Source organism: Paenibacillus sp. J22P277, assembly GCF_059383675.1.
In genome coordinates, this window is sequence record NZ_JBXENS010000007.1 from 362,882 (window position 1) to 379,818 (window position 16,937).

General features: G+C 59.2%; 15 protein-coding genes. 14 read left to right on the forward strand and 1 reads right to left on the reverse strand.

Annotated elements, in window-relative coordinates; translation table 11 throughout:
* Positions 1-75: 75 nt before the first annotated feature.
* Positions 76-987, reverse strand: coding sequence for a 4-hydroxy-tetrahydrodipicolinate synthase (dapA, locus tag AC50YL_RS25530; RefSeq protein ID WP_494835685.1), 912 nt, complete (start codon positions 985-987; stop codon positions 76-78).
* 119 nt (positions 988-1,106) lie between these two features.
* On the opposite strand from dapA, the gene AC50YL_RS25535 reads away from it, so the two are divergent.
* The 14 genes from AC50YL_RS25535 to hutU all read left to right on the forward strand — a co-directional run bounded on the left by AC50YL_RS25535 (position 1,107) and on the right by hutU (position 16,723).
* Positions 1,107-1,985 (forward strand): LysR family transcriptional regulator, encoded by an 879-nt coding sequence (locus tag AC50YL_RS25535; RefSeq protein WP_494835686.1) that lies wholly within the window; start codon positions 1,107-1,109, stop codon positions 1,983-1,985.
* 461 nt (positions 1,986-2,446) lie between these two features.
* Positions 2,447-2,917: a DinB family protein gene (locus tag AC50YL_RS25540; protein WP_494835687.1), complete on the forward strand. Its 471-nt coding sequence runs from the start codon at positions 2,447-2,449 to the stop codon at positions 2,915-2,917.
* Positions 2,918-3,202: 285 nt separating this feature from the next.
* Complete coding sequence (locus tag AC50YL_RS25545; protein ID WP_494835688.1) at positions 3,203-3,646, forward strand: SRPBCC family protein; 444 nt, start codon at positions 3,203-3,205, stop codon at positions 3,644-3,646.
* Positions 3,647-3,715: 69 nt separating this feature from the next.
* Positions 3,716-4,153, forward strand: a complete 438-nt coding sequence (locus tag AC50YL_RS25550) for a cupin domain-containing protein (protein WP_494835689.1) — start codon at positions 3,716-3,718, stop codon at positions 4,151-4,153.
* 159 nt (positions 4,154-4,312) lie between these two features.
* Positions 4,313-4,855, forward strand: a complete 543-nt coding sequence (locus tag AC50YL_RS25555; RefSeq protein WP_494835690.1) for a shikimate kinase — start codon at positions 4,313-4,315, stop codon at positions 4,853-4,855.
* The gene (locus AC50YL_RS25560) at positions 4,852-5,010 is read left to right on the forward strand and encodes a hypothetical protein (RefSeq protein ID WP_494835691.1); all 159 of its coding nucleotides are present in this window, start codon (positions 4,852-4,854) and stop codon (positions 5,008-5,010) included. The genes AC50YL_RS25555 and AC50YL_RS25560 overlap by 4 nt, the downstream gene beginning before the upstream one ends.
* 211 nt (positions 5,011-5,221) lie before the next feature.
* Complete coding sequence (locus AC50YL_RS25565; RefSeq protein WP_494835692.1) at positions 5,222-7,036, forward strand: cache domain-containing sensor histidine kinase; 1,815 nt, start codon at positions 5,222-5,224, stop codon at positions 7,034-7,036.
* On the forward strand, positions 7,033-8,073 hold the full coding sequence (locus AC50YL_RS25570) for a response regulator transcription factor (RefSeq protein ID WP_494835693.1): 1,041 nt from the start codon (positions 7,033-7,035) through the stop codon (positions 8,071-8,073). The genes AC50YL_RS25565 and AC50YL_RS25570 overlap by 4 nt, the downstream gene beginning before the upstream one ends.
* Positions 8,074-8,198: 125 nt before the next feature.
* Complete coding sequence (locus tag AC50YL_RS25575; protein WP_494835694.1) at positions 8,199-9,908, forward strand: type 2 periplasmic-binding domain-containing protein; 1,710 nt, start codon at positions 8,199-8,201, stop codon at positions 9,906-9,908.
* 99 nt (positions 9,909-10,007) lie between these two features.
* Positions 10,008-10,913 (forward strand): ABC transporter permease, encoded by a 906-nt coding sequence (locus AC50YL_RS25580; protein WP_494835695.1) that lies wholly within the window; start codon positions 10,008-10,010, stop codon positions 10,911-10,913.
* Positions 10,914-10,932: 19 nt separating this feature from the next.
* The gene (locus AC50YL_RS25585) at positions 10,933-11,829 is read left to right on the forward strand and encodes a carbohydrate ABC transporter permease (protein WP_494835696.1); all 897 of its coding nucleotides are present in this window, start codon (positions 10,933-10,935) and stop codon (positions 11,827-11,829) included.
* 52 nt (positions 11,830-11,881) lie between these two features.
* Complete coding sequence (locus AC50YL_RS25590) at positions 11,882-13,159, forward strand: MGH1-like glycoside hydrolase domain-containing protein (protein WP_494835697.1); 1,278 nt, start codon at positions 11,882-11,884, stop codon at positions 13,157-13,159.
* A 331-nt stretch (positions 13,160-13,490) separates the two neighbouring features.
* Positions 13,491-15,020 carry a histidine ammonia-lyase gene (hutH, locus tag AC50YL_RS25595; RefSeq protein WP_494835698.1) on the forward strand — a complete coding sequence of 510 codons (1,530 nt, stop codon included), beginning with the start codon at positions 13,491-13,493 and terminating at the stop codon, positions 15,018-15,020.
* Positions 15,021-15,049: 29 nt separating this feature from the next.
* Positions 15,050-16,723: a urocanate hydratase gene (gene hutU / locus AC50YL_RS25600; protein ID WP_494835700.1), complete on the forward strand. Its 1,674-nt coding sequence runs from the start codon at positions 15,050-15,052 to the stop codon at positions 16,721-16,723.
* Positions 16,724-16,937: the final 214 nt, after the last annotated feature.

A 16,937-nucleotide genomic window follows, 5' to 3' on the forward strand; every position in this document is an offset into this window, starting at 1 on the left:
ACAAACAGCCCCTGCCGGGGGCTGTTTGTTCTGTTCGGGCGTCGCGCGGGACAGATGGGAGCGGATCAAAGCCGCTTAATAGCCGCCGTCGATCGCGGAGGCGGAGGAATTCAGTTCCTTCGCGAGCTGCCGCCGCAGCTCCTCCGATATGGGCAGCAGCGGCAACCTCAGGGCACCTGACGCAAGGATGCCTTGCTGCGCGAGCAGCCATTTGAGCGGGGCGGGGTTGGAGTCCCGGAACAGCAGCTCGATGAGGGGAGCCAGCGAATCGAAAGCACTCGCCGCCCGGGCTGCATGGCCATCCCGGAACAGCCGGTACGTCTCGGCGAACGTCTCCGTCCTGAGGTTGGCCGAGGCGACTATGCCGCCCGCGGCTCCCAGACTCAGCATCGCGAGAAGATGCTTGTCGTCCCCGCATAGCACGGGTTTCGGGACGCCCATCCGCTTCAATGCCGAGAGCAGCGCGGTCCCGCCGGAGCTGTCCTTTAATCCGACGACCCCGTCCAGCGCGAGGATTGACGCGGCCGTGTCCGCGCTTAAGCTCACGCCCGTGCGGGAAGGCACCTCATACGCGATTACGGGAATTCCCGCGCGCGAGGCTCGCCGGAAATGTTCGACGATGCCCGCTTGCGACGGCCTGCTGTAATACGGCACGACGACGAGCGCGGCATCCGCGCCGAGCGCTCCGGCTTGCGCGGTCCGGTTCTCGGTCGACCGCGTATCGTTCGTCCCGGTGCCGACGACGACCGGAATCGAGCGGCCTTTCCCCGCCATGACGGCTTTCGTCCGTCGCACGAGCTCGCCGACTTCCTCCCGCGAGACGGTCGGCGCTTCTCCCGTCGTTCCGTTGATGACCAGTCCTTGAATGTCGTGATCCAGCAGAGTGTCCACGTAATGGTCGTACGACTGCACGTCCAGCGATTCGTCCGGCGAGAACGGCGTCACGACCGGTACGAAAATTCCGCGTAGGTCCTTTTCCTTGAACATAATCGCACCTCCAATCATTCGTTTGACGATAAGTTAAAGTTAGCATAGGAATTATCATCATCGTTATCTATAATAATTGATAGGCAGTATCGATATTATTGATAAGGTGGCCGTGTGCAATGGAACTGATCTATCTGCAAACCTTTCGCGAGGTGGCGCTGCGCCAGAGCTTCACCCGGGCGGCCGAGGAGCTGGGCTACGCGCAATCCAGCGTGACGACGCAAATTCAGAAGCTCGAGAAGTCTTACGGCGTGGAGCTGTTCGAGCGCTTCGGGCGGGGGCTGCGGCTCACGTCGGCAGGCGAAGGGCTGCTGAGGATGGCGGTGCAAATGCTCGATTTGTACCAGGAATCCAAGGAAAAGCTGGCGCGCCAGGGCGGAGGCACGTTGTCGATCGGCACTATCGATTCCGTCGCGTCCTATTATCTCCCGCCATATGTGCAGCAGCTGCGCCGGGAATATCCCGAGCTGTCGATCCGGCTCCAGCCGGACCGCGAGGAGGCCATCCTGCACGGAATCCGAGAGGGCGAATTCGACCTCGGGCTTATTCTGGCGAGCAGCCCGTCCGATTCGGCGCTGGAATGGATTGCGATTCGGGAAGAGCCGCTGGTGCTTATCGCGAAACCATCCCACCCGCTTGCGGCGCTGGGTCAGATCGAGCTGACGCAGCTCGCGGGCATGGAATGGTTCATGAGCGAGGACAGCTGCAACTACCGCATCATGCTCGAGAAGGCGCTTCGGGCGAACGGCATCGGTTACCGCGTCGGCTTGGAGCTTGGCAACCCGGAAGCGATCAAGCGCTGCGTCATGGCCGGCGACGGCATCGCGCTCCTGCCGCGGATGGCGGCCGAGGAAGAGATCCGCAGAGGCGATCTGGCGGTGCTGCCGTTCGCCCACCCCGAGATTCGGCTGCAGCTGCAGCTCGTGAAGCATCCGAAGAAATGGGTCTCCCATGCGCTGGCGGAATTCATGGTCCGGCTGCGGGGGCAACATGAATAACAGGAAAAATCCAGGAGGTAAATGCAATGAAACCTTGCACGAATTGCGGGGGAACCTGTTTCGGCGAAGGCGAGACAAGGGGAGAAGGACATGTTCATCCCATAAATAAGATCCTGGGCCAAGGCGTTCCTCTCCTTCTTACCATTTGCTTGGATTGCGGCGAGGTTAATGCCATGCGGGTGAAAAATCCCGAGAAATTCAAAACGTAACGATATATTCCGCCCGATGGGAAAAAGCGGTTGACGCATCGGGAGTCATTCGCTAAGATTATGGCATCGACAAAGGAGGTGGGAGCGATGAATAACAACCGCATAGACGTTGTTTCGCGACTAGCCCCTCTTACGGAACGGATGTACGTTTAGGATGCGCCTGGTGCGTGTCCGATCCCTTCTGGCCATGGGCTGATTGCCCGTGGTCTTTTTTGCGTGTTCATATTCAGGATCTATTAGGAGGCAGAACGAATGTTGAAATTATTCGAGTACAATTGGCAGGTTCGGCAGGACTGGTTCGCTTGGTGCCAAGACGTGTCCGAGGAAGAATTGCTGAAGAAACGGACCGGCGGGATTGGAGGCATCTTGCACACGCTGTTTCATGTCGCGGACGTGGAATACAGCTGGCTATGCGTCCTGCAAGGAAAGCCGGAATTCACGGAGCCGTTCGAATCCTATGCGAGCCTGCGGAAAGTGACGGAGCTGGCCGCATGGTTTCACGAGGAAGTACGGCCGTTCGTCCTGTCGTGGACCGACGAGATGGAGTTGAAGGTGCTAGCGGATCTATCGCCGAAGGGGGAGCCCGCGACCTTCAAGTACGGTGAAATCATGCGGCATGCCATCGCCCATGAAATTCATCATATCGGCCAATTGTCCGTCTGGTCGAGGGAAATGGGCAAAGCCCCGGTGACGGCGAATCTCATTCGCAGGGGACTGTATTAACCGGCGGGTCGGGTCGCGAGAGCGGAGGAGCTTGCCGTGCGGCGGCTCCTTGCCCGCGTTCGCGCGCAAACTTTAATTTGAACCGGGCACGTTAAAACGGTCTATTCGCGATCTTGGCGATGACCGTTTTTTAATGCTTTACATGCAACCAAATTGTTGCATATAATAAGTGTGAGGACAACGTGTCAGTCATGGGATCGGAAGGTTCGAGCGTCGCCGGTTGGAAGCCCCCCATCTCAGGTTTCAACCCCGCTAATGCAAGCATTTAAGAGGAGGATTTCACGCATGAGCAGCAGGTCTTTCGCGTACGCGACCTACATCGCGACGACGCCGGAGAAGCTTTGGGCAGCCCTAACGAGCAGCGAATTCACGAGGCAGTACTTTTTCGGCAGCGAGTTTGTTACCGATTGGCAGGTCGGTTCCGGCTTTGAATTGGTGCGGAACGACAAGATCGATCATCATGGCGAAGTGCTGGTTTATGATCCGTACCGGTTGCTCAGCATGACCTGGAGCGTCAAGGACGACGAGGGAGAACGGGTCTCCAAGGTTACGTACGAATTAACCGCCCTGAACGATACGGTCAAACTGACGCTTCTGCACGAGGATTTATTGGACAAAGATATCCGCAAAGACGAAGGCAAGATCGTTGGATTCAATAACGGCTGGCCTGTTATTCTCAGCAATTTGAAGAGCCTGCTCGAAACGGGCAAAACGCTGCCGGCCTTTTGATCCATGGCCTCGACAGCGATGCGGTCGCATTGTTCCGCAAACAAATTCGTCTAAGATGGGGTGAACGCAGTGGAGCTCAAGCAAGCGAATTATACCGTTAACCATGCCGGGGCATTTTCGGAATTCGGAAACGTCACGGAGGGCATGTTGAAGGGGAAAATATTTCTGAAAGCGGCCTTATCCCTGACGAGCATGGAAGTTTCGCTTAATAATTTGCCTCCGGGAGGGGAAGTGCCCTTCTATCACAAGCACCTGGAAAACGAGGAGCTCTATATTTTTTTGAAGGGGCAGGGCCGCATCCAAGTGGACGGCGAGGAGTCGGACGTGTTCGAAGGCTCTTCCGTCCGAATCGCGCGTGACGGCACGAGAGCGCTGCGGAATACCTCATCTTCGGAAGACTTGCATTTTATCGTCGTGCAAGCCAAAGAAAACAGTCTCGCCCAGTGGGCAGAGACGGACGGAGTCATCCTGGAGCAGCCCGTCGCGTGGGAGAAGGTTGCCGAGTAAGCGCCGGAATCGATTAATCAGCAAACGATCATGACGCGAAACGGATGTCATCGGCATCCGTTTTTCTTTACGTTGCGGCAGCGTGAATGGTACGCTAGCAATATCTCGGAAAATTACTATGCAAGAAGTAATTGACATCGGCATGGAGGCATTCACGCGATGAATATGGAAGGGAATATCGTCCTAGTAGGAATGCCCGGGGCCGGCAAAAGCACCTTGGGCGTGCTGCTTGCGAAGGCGTTGGGAATGGATTTCGCGGATACGGATCTTGCGATCCAACAACATGAGGGAAGGCTGCTCCAGGCGATCATCGATCACGAGGGAATCGACGCGTTTTTGGAAATCGAAGCAAAGATCGTAACCGGATTGCGGCTGGAAAACTGCGTCATCGCGACGGGCGGCAGCGTGATTTATTCGGAACAGGCGATGCAGGTCCTCAAACAAAGCGGGCAGATCTTGTATCTGCATGTTCCCTGCGAAGAAATCGAGAGACGGCTGCTGAACGTCGCAGCCAGAGGCGTCGTCATCCAGAAAGGCAAAAGCCTCAAGGACGTGTACGAGGAGAGAGTCCCGCTCTACATGAAACATAGCGATCTTACGCTGGATTGCTCAGCGAAAGATATCGAACGGTGCGTCAGCGGGATGATCGGGAAGATACAGGCCAGCCGCGGCGATCATACAGCTTCCGGGAGGGCGCAATGAAACTTTTTTTATTCGGCATCTATGCCGCCATATTAGGCGTTATTTCTTTCTTTACGCACGAAATCGTCACCTACGTGATGCTGGGCTTTATATTAATCGCGCTGAATAACGTGCTGTCGGTGCTAAAGGATATTTCCAAGAAGCTGGATAAATAACGAGCTGTCTTACAGACGGGAGGCGCCGGTGTGTCTCCTTTTTTTATTGGCCGAAAATAATCGGCGCTTATGCTATTCATGAGGCATTCGCGCGTCTATCCGCGTTCGGCGGGCAGCGGTCTTGCGCCGGAATTATAGCGCTTTCACTCGTAATCGGCTATATTGAATTGAAATTGCCAGCGTAACGGCATAGACACCGGAGGGATGCGCATTGAAACGGTTACGGCAAATCTCGCTGCAAAAGAAGATTCTGATCATGATGAGCTTTCTCTATGTTCCGCTGCCGATCATCGGCTGGATCTGGTACGAGAAGACGTACAACGTCATCGAGCGCAACGCGGTCGATTCCAGCATTCAGCTGGTGAATCAGGTCAACACGCATTTGGAGACGTATTTCACCGAGGTGCAGCGGACGATGCTGCCGATGCTGGCCAGCGATCTGACGGGCGAGTTCCTGAAGGACCAGGACGACGATCCTTATAAGCGGTACGAGCTCTCGTACCGGATCGACAAGGAGCTGTTCTCGAAGATCGTGCTGAACCGCACGGATATTTACGGCATCTCGCTGATCTCGAATCAGATCAAAGCGACCTCGAGCTCCAGCTTTACGATGGCGGAGCAGCGGTATACCTCGTACTTGAGCCGGCTGAAGGCTCCCGGGAGATTCGGCATCATGGGGCTCGAAGCGACGCCGAGCAGCGAGGTGGTCGCCATGGCGATGAAATTCACGCCCCCGCAAAGCCATATGAAGCAGGGGATGCTGATCGTCGACATGAAGCGCGACGAGATGGTGCACATCATTCAGGACGTCCAACTGGGCCGGACGGGCTTCGTCTGGGTCGCCGACACGGAGAACCAGGTCATCTATCATCCGCAGGGCGGGCAGATGCCGAAGGTCGTGCCGGCCAATTACTTGCGAGAAATGGGAACCAAGCAGAGCGGCGCGTTCACCGTTCAGACGGACGAAGGCAAGAAGCTGATCGTCTTCATCCGCTCCGGCCGCACGGACCTGACGCTGCTCTCCGAAGTGCTGCTCTCCGAGCTGAACCAGTCGATCGTGACCGTCAGCCGCGTCTCGATCGCGGTGCTGGTGCTGCTGTTCCTGCTCTCGATGCTGGCCGCAAGCGGCGTCGTGTACTCCATCACCCGGTCGCTCGTCAAGCTGCTGCGGCTGATGAAGAGCGCCGAGATGGGCGACTTCCACGTCAAAGCGCCGGACGAAGGGGGCGGTCAAGAGATCGGCAGCCTGTACCGAGGCTTCAACAAGATGGTCGAAGAAATCAAGCGGCTCGTCGAAATCGTGCACGTGTCGGAGCTGCGCGAGAAGGAGCTCGAGGTCAAGCAGAAGGAGTCGCTGCTGCATGCGATGCAGGCGCAGATCAACCCGCATTTTCTGTACAACACGCTGGAGTTCATCAATTCCAACGCGATCGTGGAGGGCAACGACAAGATCAGCAGCATGATCGTCTCGCTCGGGGACATGTTCCGCTATAACGTGCAGAATCCGAATGCCAGCGTTTCCCTGGCGGACGAGCTTCACCACATCGAAGCGTATCTCTCGATTCAGGCGGAGCGCTATCCGTCGTTCGCGTACGAGATCGACGTCGATCGGGCGCTTGCCGCTTCCATGCCCGCGGTGCGGTCCATGCTGCAGCCGATCGTGGAGAACTGCTTCAAGCACGGCTACGACCGGCACGGAATCCGACCCGGCTTGATCCGCATCGCCGGCAGAACGGAGGACGACCGGTTCGTGCTGGAGATCGCCGATACCGGCCAAGGGATGCCCGCCGACACCAGAGAACGCTTTAACGCCGTTTTTGCGGAGGGGGAAGCGGCAGAGCAGCTGGGAAACATTCATGGACAGGGGGACAGGCCGCCGTCCATCGGCCTGCTTAACGTGCATGCGCGGCTGCGAATGATATTCGGCCGTCCTCACGGCCTGCATATCGGCTCTTCGGACGAGCATGGCACCTCGATTCAGATTACGCTGCCGCTTCACGCAAGCGGAGAAGGAGGCAAGGCATGAGCTTTTCGATCTTATTGGTTGACGACGAGCCGATGATCAAGCTGAGCCTGCGCAAGATCATTACGGGCGCGCATCCGGATTTCGTCATCGCCGGCGATGCGATGGACGGACAGGAGGCGCTCGAGCTCGCGGAGCGCACGCGGCCGCATGTCATCGTGACGGACATCAGCATGCCGGTGATGGGCGGCCTCGAGCTGATTCGCGCCGTGCACGAGCGGGGCTGGCGGCCGGAGATCGTGATCTTGTCCGGGTACGGCGAGTTTGATTATGCGCGCGAGGCGCTCAAGTACGGCGTCGCCGACTATATCCTCAAGCCGATGCGTCCCGCGGCCGTGAAGGAGCTGATGCTGGGGTTGTATGCGAAGCATCGGGAGCGGATCGACGCGTCCAAGGCGAAGGGCGAGCTGCTGTTCCGGTGCTTGCGCTTGGCCGACCTGTTGGTCGAGCGGATCTGGATGGTCGACGAACCCGGCGTCAGGTCGTTGGCCGACGAGACGGTGCGCACCGTAACCGATTTCGGTCCGCTCACGGACGAGCAGAAGAAAGGCGCGCTGCTGGACGCGGCGGCCGCGCTCCGTCATCAGTCCGAGGAGCGGGGAACGCCGCTTGCCTTCGACCTGGCCTGGCGCGAGCGGTTGTCCGAGATGACGGAGCAGTTCCGCGACATGCTGTTGAACGCAGTGGACCACGTGAGAAGCAGCCGGAATTGGGGCAAGCACACCGCGATTCAAGAAGCGGTCCAAGTCATTCGGGAGCGATACGCCGACCCGGAATTCAAGCTGGACGACCTGCTGACCCGGCTGCGCATGTCCGTGACGCATTTCTACAATTCGTTCAAGCAGGAGACGGGCAAGTCGTTCATCGCGTACCTCATCGACTACCGGATCGAACAGGCCAAGGCGCTGCTCGCCGGGCAGAAGGAACTCAAGACCTACGAGGTCGGCGAACGGGTCGGCTACCCCGACTATCCGCATTTCACGAAGGTATTCAAGCGGGTCGTCGGCGTCACGCCGAACGAATACCGCAAGCTCCGCTAGCGCGATCGGTGATGAAAAACACAATAACGCGAGGATATCTACATCCCCAATCCGGCGATTGTCCCCTAATATGAAGCATGTAAGCGCCATCACGCACGAATCACATTACGGTTAGGGGGATACACATGAAGCTTCGCACAAACACGGCACTCGCGCTGGGCTCGGTACTGCTCGCGGGCGGACTGCTGGCAGGCTGTTCCGGCAACGGCGACGACGCGGCCGACAACGGCGGCGACAGCAAGGCGAATACCGCCGCGAACGCGCAGCAAAACACGACAGATACCGCTGCCGCCCCGAAGGTGAACGAGTTCGGCTGGACGATCCCGGACAAAACGATCACCGTCGATTATTACACCGCGGACAAGGACAACCCGGACAAGGTCGCGAAGAAGCTGACCGCCATGCACGACTACCTGCTCAAGAATTTCAACGTCGACGTCAAGAAAACGCAGTACGACGTGGACGGCAAGGAGAAGCTCAACCTGATGCTGGCCTCCAACGATTACCCCGGCGTCATGTCGGCGATCGACAGCGACACGATCGACAAATGGCGTTCGCAGGGCAAGCTGATCGACTTGGCGCCGCTCGTGGACAAGTACGGCCCGAACATCAAGAAGGAGCTCGGGGATACCTACAAGTCCTATCTGGACAAAGACGGCAAGCTTTGGGGCATTCCGCGAGGCTGGGGTCTCCTGCCGATTCCGGATTTCAGCGCGAATATCCGGTGGGATTGGTACCAGGAGATGGGCGCGCCGAAAATCGAGACGCCGGACGATTATTATAACGTGCTGAAGCAAATGGTCGCCGCGCATCCGAAGAACGCGCAGGGCCAGCAGACGTACGCGATCTCGTGGAACGATCAAATCGTGCTGAACAGCGTGCTCGGTATCTGGGGGTTGAAGGACGGTTACAAGGAAGACGCGGACCACAACCTCACGCATTGGCTGAATACGTCCGAGGGTCTCGAAGCCGTGAAATACTATAATCGCTTCTACCGCGAAGGTCTCATGGATCCGGACAGCTTCCTGAACAAGTTCGACGATTGGAAGCTGAAGTTCTCGAACGAGCAGATCATCGGGCATATCGGACCGTGGTGGCAGTCCTGGAACGCCGGCCACGAGGTGTGGAAGACGACGAAGCCGAACTGGACGGACGATCAGCGCTATGTCCAAATCGGACTGAAAGCGCCGGGCGCCGCAGCGTCGTACATGTCCCAGAAGGATACGACGGGCTGGAACTACACCGTCATCACGGATAAAGAAACGAAGCCGGAGGACGTCATCAAGTTCCTGGATTTCGAAATCTCGCCGATCGGCACGCGCCTCCTCGGATGGGGTATCCCGAACTTGCCGGAATCGACCTGGACGTACAACAGCGACGGCACCTGGGCATTCACCGACGCGCAGAAGCAGAAGCTGTTCGCGGGCACGTTCGATTCCGACAAAGCGGACGAAATCACGGGCCAGAACCAGATCTGGCTGGATCACCCGCAAGGCCTGATGAGCGACGATAACAAGTCCACCGCCTGGTACGACCAGAACTTCAACGATGAAGACAAGTGGAAGAAGATGATGAACGACAACCTGAAGGAAACGATTTACGACAACACGGCAAGACGCATCGTGTTCACGGTGGATAACCCGCTGACGATCGTCAACCAGCAGATCGAGGATCTGATCAAGACGGGCTTCGCGAAGGCGGTCATGAGCAAGACGGAGGACGGCGCCGTGCAGGCGTTCAACGACATGCGGGACAAAGCGGTCAAGCTCGGCTTGAAGGACATCGAGGCTTTCCGAACGGAAGAATACAAGAAGAATCTGGCGAAATTGCAGTAACTCGCCGCATATCCCGAGTAGACCGCAGGCGGGGGATCGTTCCGGACGCGAACGGCCCCCCGATTCTTTTGACACCGATTGGAAGCGGAGGCTTGCGCAATGGCAGCAGTATGGAAAAGAGTACGGCGCGAACGGCAGATTTGGCTGCTTTGTCTGCCGATGATCGCCTGGGTGCTGATGTTTTCGTATTACCCGATGTACGGCTTGTTGATCTCCTTTCAGAACTATGTCCCCGGACATTCGATGTTCTCGAACTGGGTCGGATTCGATAATTTCATCCGGTTCTTCCACGAGCCGAATTTCCTTCAAATCATGCGCAACACGCTGGTGATCAGCGGCTTGAACCTGTTGTTCGGCTTTCCGGCGCCGATTCTCCTGGCCCTGCTGCTGAACGAGGTCAAGGGACGCGTATTCAAGAAGACCATTCAATCGCTGTCGTACATTCCTTATTTTATCTCGTGGGTGGTGGTCGCCAACATCCTCATCACGCTCCTGGGAAGCGACGGGATTCTGAACGATATATTGACGAAGCTCGGATTCATCGATGCGCCGCTGGAGTTTCTGACGAACGGCAATTACTTCTGGGGCATTCTGGTCAGCAGCAACGTGTGGAAGGACATGGGCTTCTCCGCCATTATTTATTTGTCCGCCATGGCGGGCATCGATAAGGAGCAATACGAGGCGGGACGCGTGGACGGGCTCGGCCGCTTCGGACTCGTTCGCCATATCACGCTGCCGGGCATTCGCTCGACGGCCGTGCTCCTGTTCATTCTGGCGATCGGCGGCATCCTGAATGCCGGCTTCGAGCAGCAGCTGCTGATCGGCAATCCGCTCACGCAGGACCATTACGAAGTCATCGACACGTACGTGTACCGTTTCGGCGTGCAGCTCGGCAATTACTCGTACGGAACGGCGGTCGGCCTCATGAAGAGCTTGATCGGCCTCGTGCTCGTCTTTATCGCGAACCGGCTGTCCAAGCGTTATATGGAATCATCGATTTTCTAGGAAAAGAGGAACAAGGCAGATGGAAATCAAATCGATGCGAACCTCATGGGCAAGCCGCGCGGCGGACGTCGCGATCATCGCGGTGCTGTTGTTGCTCGGCTTCATCGTCGTCTATCCGTTCATCAACCTGCTGGCGCTGTCGTTCAACGACGGCACCGACGCGGCGCGCGGCGGCATCTATTTCTTCCCGCGGAAGGTATCGTATGCGGCCTACGGCATGCTCTTCGAGAACGAGAATCTGCTCAAGGGCCTGGGCTGGTCCGTGCTGCGCGTCGTCGTCGGCACGGGCACCTGCTTGTTCATGACGGGGCTGCTGTCTTACATCGTCAGCATTCGGACATTTTCCGGACGCAGATTCATGCGCATTCTCTTCTTCGTGACGATGTACTTCAGCGGGGGCATCATTCCGACGTATATCTTGATGAACCAGCTGCATCTGACGAACACGTTCCAGGTGTACTGGATTCCGAGTCTAATCAATGCCTACTTCATGCTGCTCATGGCGTCGTACATCTCCGATCTGCCGGAAGCGTTGTTCGAATCCGCGCGGATCGACGGCGCCGGCGAGCTTCGCATCTACTGGCGCATCGTGATTCCGGTGGCGATGCCGGTATTCGCCGCGGTGTCCATCTATGCGGCGGTAGGACATTGGAATTCCTGGTTCGACGTCATTCTGTACAATTTCAACGGCAAATTCGATACGCTGCAGGTGTACCTGCGGCGGCTGCTCCTCGAGGTCGAGGCGACGCAGCAGATTCGCGACCAGCAGCTGCTGATGCATAAATTCCAAGGCTTGTCGCCGCTCACGCTGCGGGCGGCGACGACGATCGTCGTCACGGTTCCGATCCTGTGCGTGTATCCGTTCCTGCAGAAGTATTTTATCGGCGGCATCACGCTCGGCTCCGTCAAAGGTTGAGTCGTTCCGGCAAGCGATTACGCGATTCATGCGATAAGGAGGTTGGGTGTCCATGTCTAAGCTTACAAGTCCATTTACCTTGCAATCGTCCTCCGCTCGGCTCGATGCGGCAGCACGATGGGCGACAGGGCAAGCGCTCGCCTATGCGCGGAACGACGATCCCGTCGGCCCTTGGTACGAGGCGGCCTTGCCAGGGCGCGAAGCGTTCTGCATGCGCGACGTCGCCCACATGAGCGCCGGTGCCGCCGTGCTCGGCTTGGGCGCGCACACGAAGAACATGCTGCTGCAATTCGCGGCGCATATCAGCGCGTCCAAGGATTGGTGCACGTATTGGGAGATAACGAAGGACGGGCTTCCTTGCCCGGATGACTATACGAACGACGATGATTTCTGGTACAACCTGCCGGCCAATTTCGACCTGATCGACTGCTGCTACCGGCAATACCTGTGGAGCGGCGACCGCGATTATTTGCAGGACGAGCGCTTCCTGCATTTCTATGCGCGCAGCTTGAACGAGTACGTGCGGCGCTGGGATCGCGACGGCGACGGAATTCCCGACCATGTCCGGGGCGAGGGCAGGCGCGGCATCGCGTCTTACGTGGAGGATGCGCTGACGCCGAAGGTCGCCGGCGATCTGGTCGCCGCCCAATACGCGGCGTATGCCGCCTATGCCGCGATGTCCCGGCTGCGCGGAGAGGACGGCAAAGCCGAACAATACGAAGGCTTGGCCGACGGGCTGCGAGTGCTGTACGACACGCAGTGGTGGAACGAGGCGAAGCGGCGCTTCAACGGGGCGATTCTGCAGGACGGAACGCCTTACGAGGAATACTATTTGGCCGCGAGCTTCCTGCCGCTCTACTTCGGCCTCATCGCCCCGGGCGAGAAGCGGGCGCTCGCGCTGGAAGACCTGAAGCGCAGCGGCGTCTCCAACGTGGAGGAAATGTCGCATCTGCCGGATGTATATTACGCATCGGGCGAGCGGGAGGAGGCGTACCGGACGATTCTCGAGCTGAGCGACGAGCGGACGGCGCGCAGGGAATACCCGGAAGTGTCCTATTCCGTGATCGGGAACATCGTCACCGGCTTGCTCGGCATCCGGCCGTTGGCCGACCGGGCGGCGGTCGAGGTGGCGCCGCAGCTGCCCGAGGAGCTCCAATGGGTGAAGGCGGAAGGCATCGCGCTGCTCGGCAACCGGATCGGCGTCGAGATCCGGGACGGCAGGCTGACGGTGACCAACGAGGAGGGGCCGGTCATCCAGGTGCGCGCCGGAGAACGGCAGATCGCGATCGGCGAGCGGGAATCGGAATCGTTCGAGCTGCCTGCATGGTGAATCGGGACCAGGTAAGAGCCGCCGAGGCGTACCCTCGCGCGGCTTTTTGCCGTGTCGGGGGTTGGTGCAGACATGCCTAGGCACATCGCCATTGACAACATTCGAACCGGCATGTGACAATTGAAGGGCTTAGAACCAACAATCGAATCGAAATGAGTGGGTTGCGATGAAGTATGGGCGAAAGCTGGATACGGGACAATCGCATAGCACCCTTCGCAAAAAGGGACCGCGTGGAAGCTGACAGCTTCCGCCCGGTCCCTTTCTTATGTTAAAGCAAGAAAGGGGATTCATCATATTGCTTGTCGCTCAACAACGAGAGAGGGGTGTTGACATGACGCCTATCATCCTGGACGGACAGAGGCTGACGCCCGAACGGGTTATGGAAGTGGCCGTTGAACATCGAAAGGTCGTCCTGTGCGGCGAAGCCGGCGAGCGCGTGAGACGCTGCCGGGAGATGGTCGAGGAGCTGGTCGCCGACGGTAAAGTCGTCTACGGCGTCAGCACGGGGTTCGGGAAATTCAGCGACGTGCGCATCTCGCCTCAAGATACCGCGAAGCTGCAAATCAATTTGATCCGCAGCCATGCCTGCGCCGTCGGAAACCCTTTGCCGGAAGCAACCGTACGCGCACTGATGCTGCTTCGCGCGAATGCGCTGGCCAAAGGGTATTCCGGCATTCGTCCGGTCACGCTTCAATTGCTGATCGATTGCATCAATCATGAGGTGCATCCTGTCGTACCCGAACAAGGATCGCTCGGCGCGAGCGGCGACTTGGCGCCGCTGTCCCATCTCGCGCTCGTATTGATGGGCGAGGGCGAGGCCTTCTATCAGGGGGAACGGCTACCGGGCGCCGAAGCGCTGGCGCGCGCGGGACTGGAGCCGATCGCCTTGCAGGCCAAGGAAGGGCTTGCGCTCATCAACGGCACGCAAATCATGACGTCGATCGGCACGCTGACCTATGTCAAAGCCTTGCGCTTAGCCAAAATCGCCGACGCGATCGCGTCGCTCACCTTGGAGAGCCTGCGCGGGATTCCGGAAGCGTTCGCGGAGGAAGTACATCTCGCGCGCCCGTACCCCGAACAGATCGGCGTGGCGAAGAATCTTCGCGCGCTGCTGCGGGGCAGCCGGCTTACGACGCGCCAAGGCGAGATCCGGGTTCAGGACGCGTACTCGCTCCGCTGCCTGCCGCAGGTGCACGGCGCGACCCGCCAGGTGCTGGCCTACGCGCAGGATAAATTGACGATCGAGATCAATTCCGCGACGGACAATCCGCTCTTGTTCCTGGAAGACGGGCAGGTCATCTCGGGCGGCAATTTCCACGGCCAGCCGATCGCGTTCGCGATGGATTTCCTGAAGATCGGCATGAGCGAGCTCGCGAATATTGCCGAACGCCGTACCGAACGGCTCGTGAATCCGGCGTTGTCCGGCGGCCTGCCTTCTTTCCTCAGCCATGATCCGGGTCTCGCCTCGGGCCTGATGATCACGCAGTACGTCAGCGCCTCGCTCGTATCGGAAAATAAAGTGCTGGCCCATCCCGCGAGCGTGGATTCGATTCCTTCGTCGGCCAACCAGGAGGACCATGTATCGATGGGGACGACGGCCGCGAGGCATGCGGTCCAGGTCGTCGACAACGCGGCCAAGGTGCTGGCGATCGAATTGATCTGCGCGGCCGAAGCGGCCGAGTTCGTCGGGGTCGACGGGCTGGCTCCGGCGACGCGCGTGCTCTACGCCAAGCTGCGCGCCCTCGTTCCGCCGGTTACGGAAGACCGCTCCACGTCCGGGGATATCGAGAAAACCGCTGCGGCCCTGCTGTCCGGCGAGTGGCTGGAAGCGGTGGAAGCCGTCTCCGGGCCTTTGTATTAACCAATCGCAAGCCATGGGAGGATCACGCTATGACGACGAATAAGCCAACCGATCCGCATCGCGACATCCGCGCCCCGCGCGGCACGGCACTATCCTGCAAAGGCTGGGCGCAGGAAGCCGCCCTCCGGATGCTGATGAATAACCTGGATCCCGACGTCGCGGAGCGCCCCGAGGAGCTGGTCGTCTACGGCGGCATCGGCAAAGCGGCCCGCAACTGGGCTTCCTACGACGCGATCGTGCGCGAGCTTCGGCGGCTGGAGAACGACGAAACGCTGCTTATTCAATCGGGCAAGCCGGTCGGCGTCTTCCGGACGCATGAACGCGCGCCCCGCGTGCTGCTGTCCAACTCCCTGCTCGTGCCGAAATGGGCGACATGGGAGCATTTCCGCGAGCTGGAACGCAAAGGGCTCATGATGTACGGCCAAATGACCGCGGGCAGCTGGATCTACATCGGGACGCAGGGGATCCTGCAGGGCACGTACGAGACCTTCGCGGAAGCGGCCCGTCAGCACGCGGGCGGCACGCTCCGAGGCACGCTGACCTTGACGGCGGGCCTCGGCGGAATGGGCGGCGCGCAGCCGCTGGCCGTCACGATGAACGAAGGCGTCGTGATCGCCGTCGAGGTCGACCGCAGCCGCATCGAACGGCGGATTCAGACGCGGTACTGCGACGTTCTGGCGGAAACGCTGGATGAAGCGCTGGCGTTGGCCGAGCAAGCGGTTGCCGAAGGGCGGGCGCTCGCCATCGGTCTCGTGGGGAACGCGTCGGAAGTCTATCCGGCGTTCGTGCGGCGCGGGATCAAGCCGGATTTCGTGACGGACCAGACCTCCGCGCACGATCCGCTGGTCGGCTACATTCCGGCAGGTTTCTCTTTGGACGAAGCGGCCGCCTTGCGGGCGGGCGATCCCGAGCGTTACGTTCGGCTGGCCAAAGCAAGCATGGCGGCCCATGTCCGGGCAATGCTCGATTTGCGGCAGCTGGGCTCCGTCGTGTTCGACTACGGCAACAACATTCGGCAAGTCGCGTTCGACGAAGGCGTCGCGAACGCATTCGACTTTCCGGGCTTCGTGCCCGCCTACATCCGGCCGTTGTTTTGCGAAGGCAAAGGTCCGTTCCGGTGGGCCGCGCTCTCCGGAGACCCGGAGGACATCCGCAAGACGGATGAACTCGTCCTCCGCATGTTCCCGGAGAACGACCGTCTGCGCCGCTGGATCGAGATGGCGCGCGAGCGGGTCGCGTTTCAAGGGCTTCCGGCCCGCATCTGCTGGCTCGGTTACGGCGAACGGGAGAAATTCGGCCTCGCTCTTAACGAAATGGTTCGCAACGGCGAGCTGAAAGCGCCTGTCGTGATCGGCCGCGACCATCTGGACTGCGGCTCCGTGGCCTCTCCGAACCGGGAGACCGAGGCGATGAAGGACGGCTCCGACGCGGTAGGCGATTGGGCGATTTTGAACGCGCTGATCAATACTTCGGCGGGCGCGTCTTGGGTGTCCGTCCATCACGGAGGCGGCGTCGGCATGGGCTACTCCCTGCATGCCGGCATGGTCGTCGTGGCGGACGGCACCGACGAGGCGGCGGAACGCCTTCGCTGCGTATTGACGTCCGACCCGGGCATGGGCGTGATCCGTCACGTGGACGCCGGCTACGACGAAGCGGTCGAGACCGCGGAGAAGCACGGCATTCGCGTACCGATGCGGGAGTAAGCGGGGGCATCGGAAGAAGTGAGGCCAATGCTTACGAAGTTGTTTCTTGCTCGCTTAGACGCAAATTCAAGCCGCTTCGCAAAACCAAGTCTATGCTTTCGAAGTTGTTTTTGCTCGACGAGCAGCTGATCCACGAGATCCACGACGCATCGCAAAACCGAAGCATATGCTTCCGAGGTGTTTTTTGCTCGCTTAGAAGCAGATTCAAGCCGCT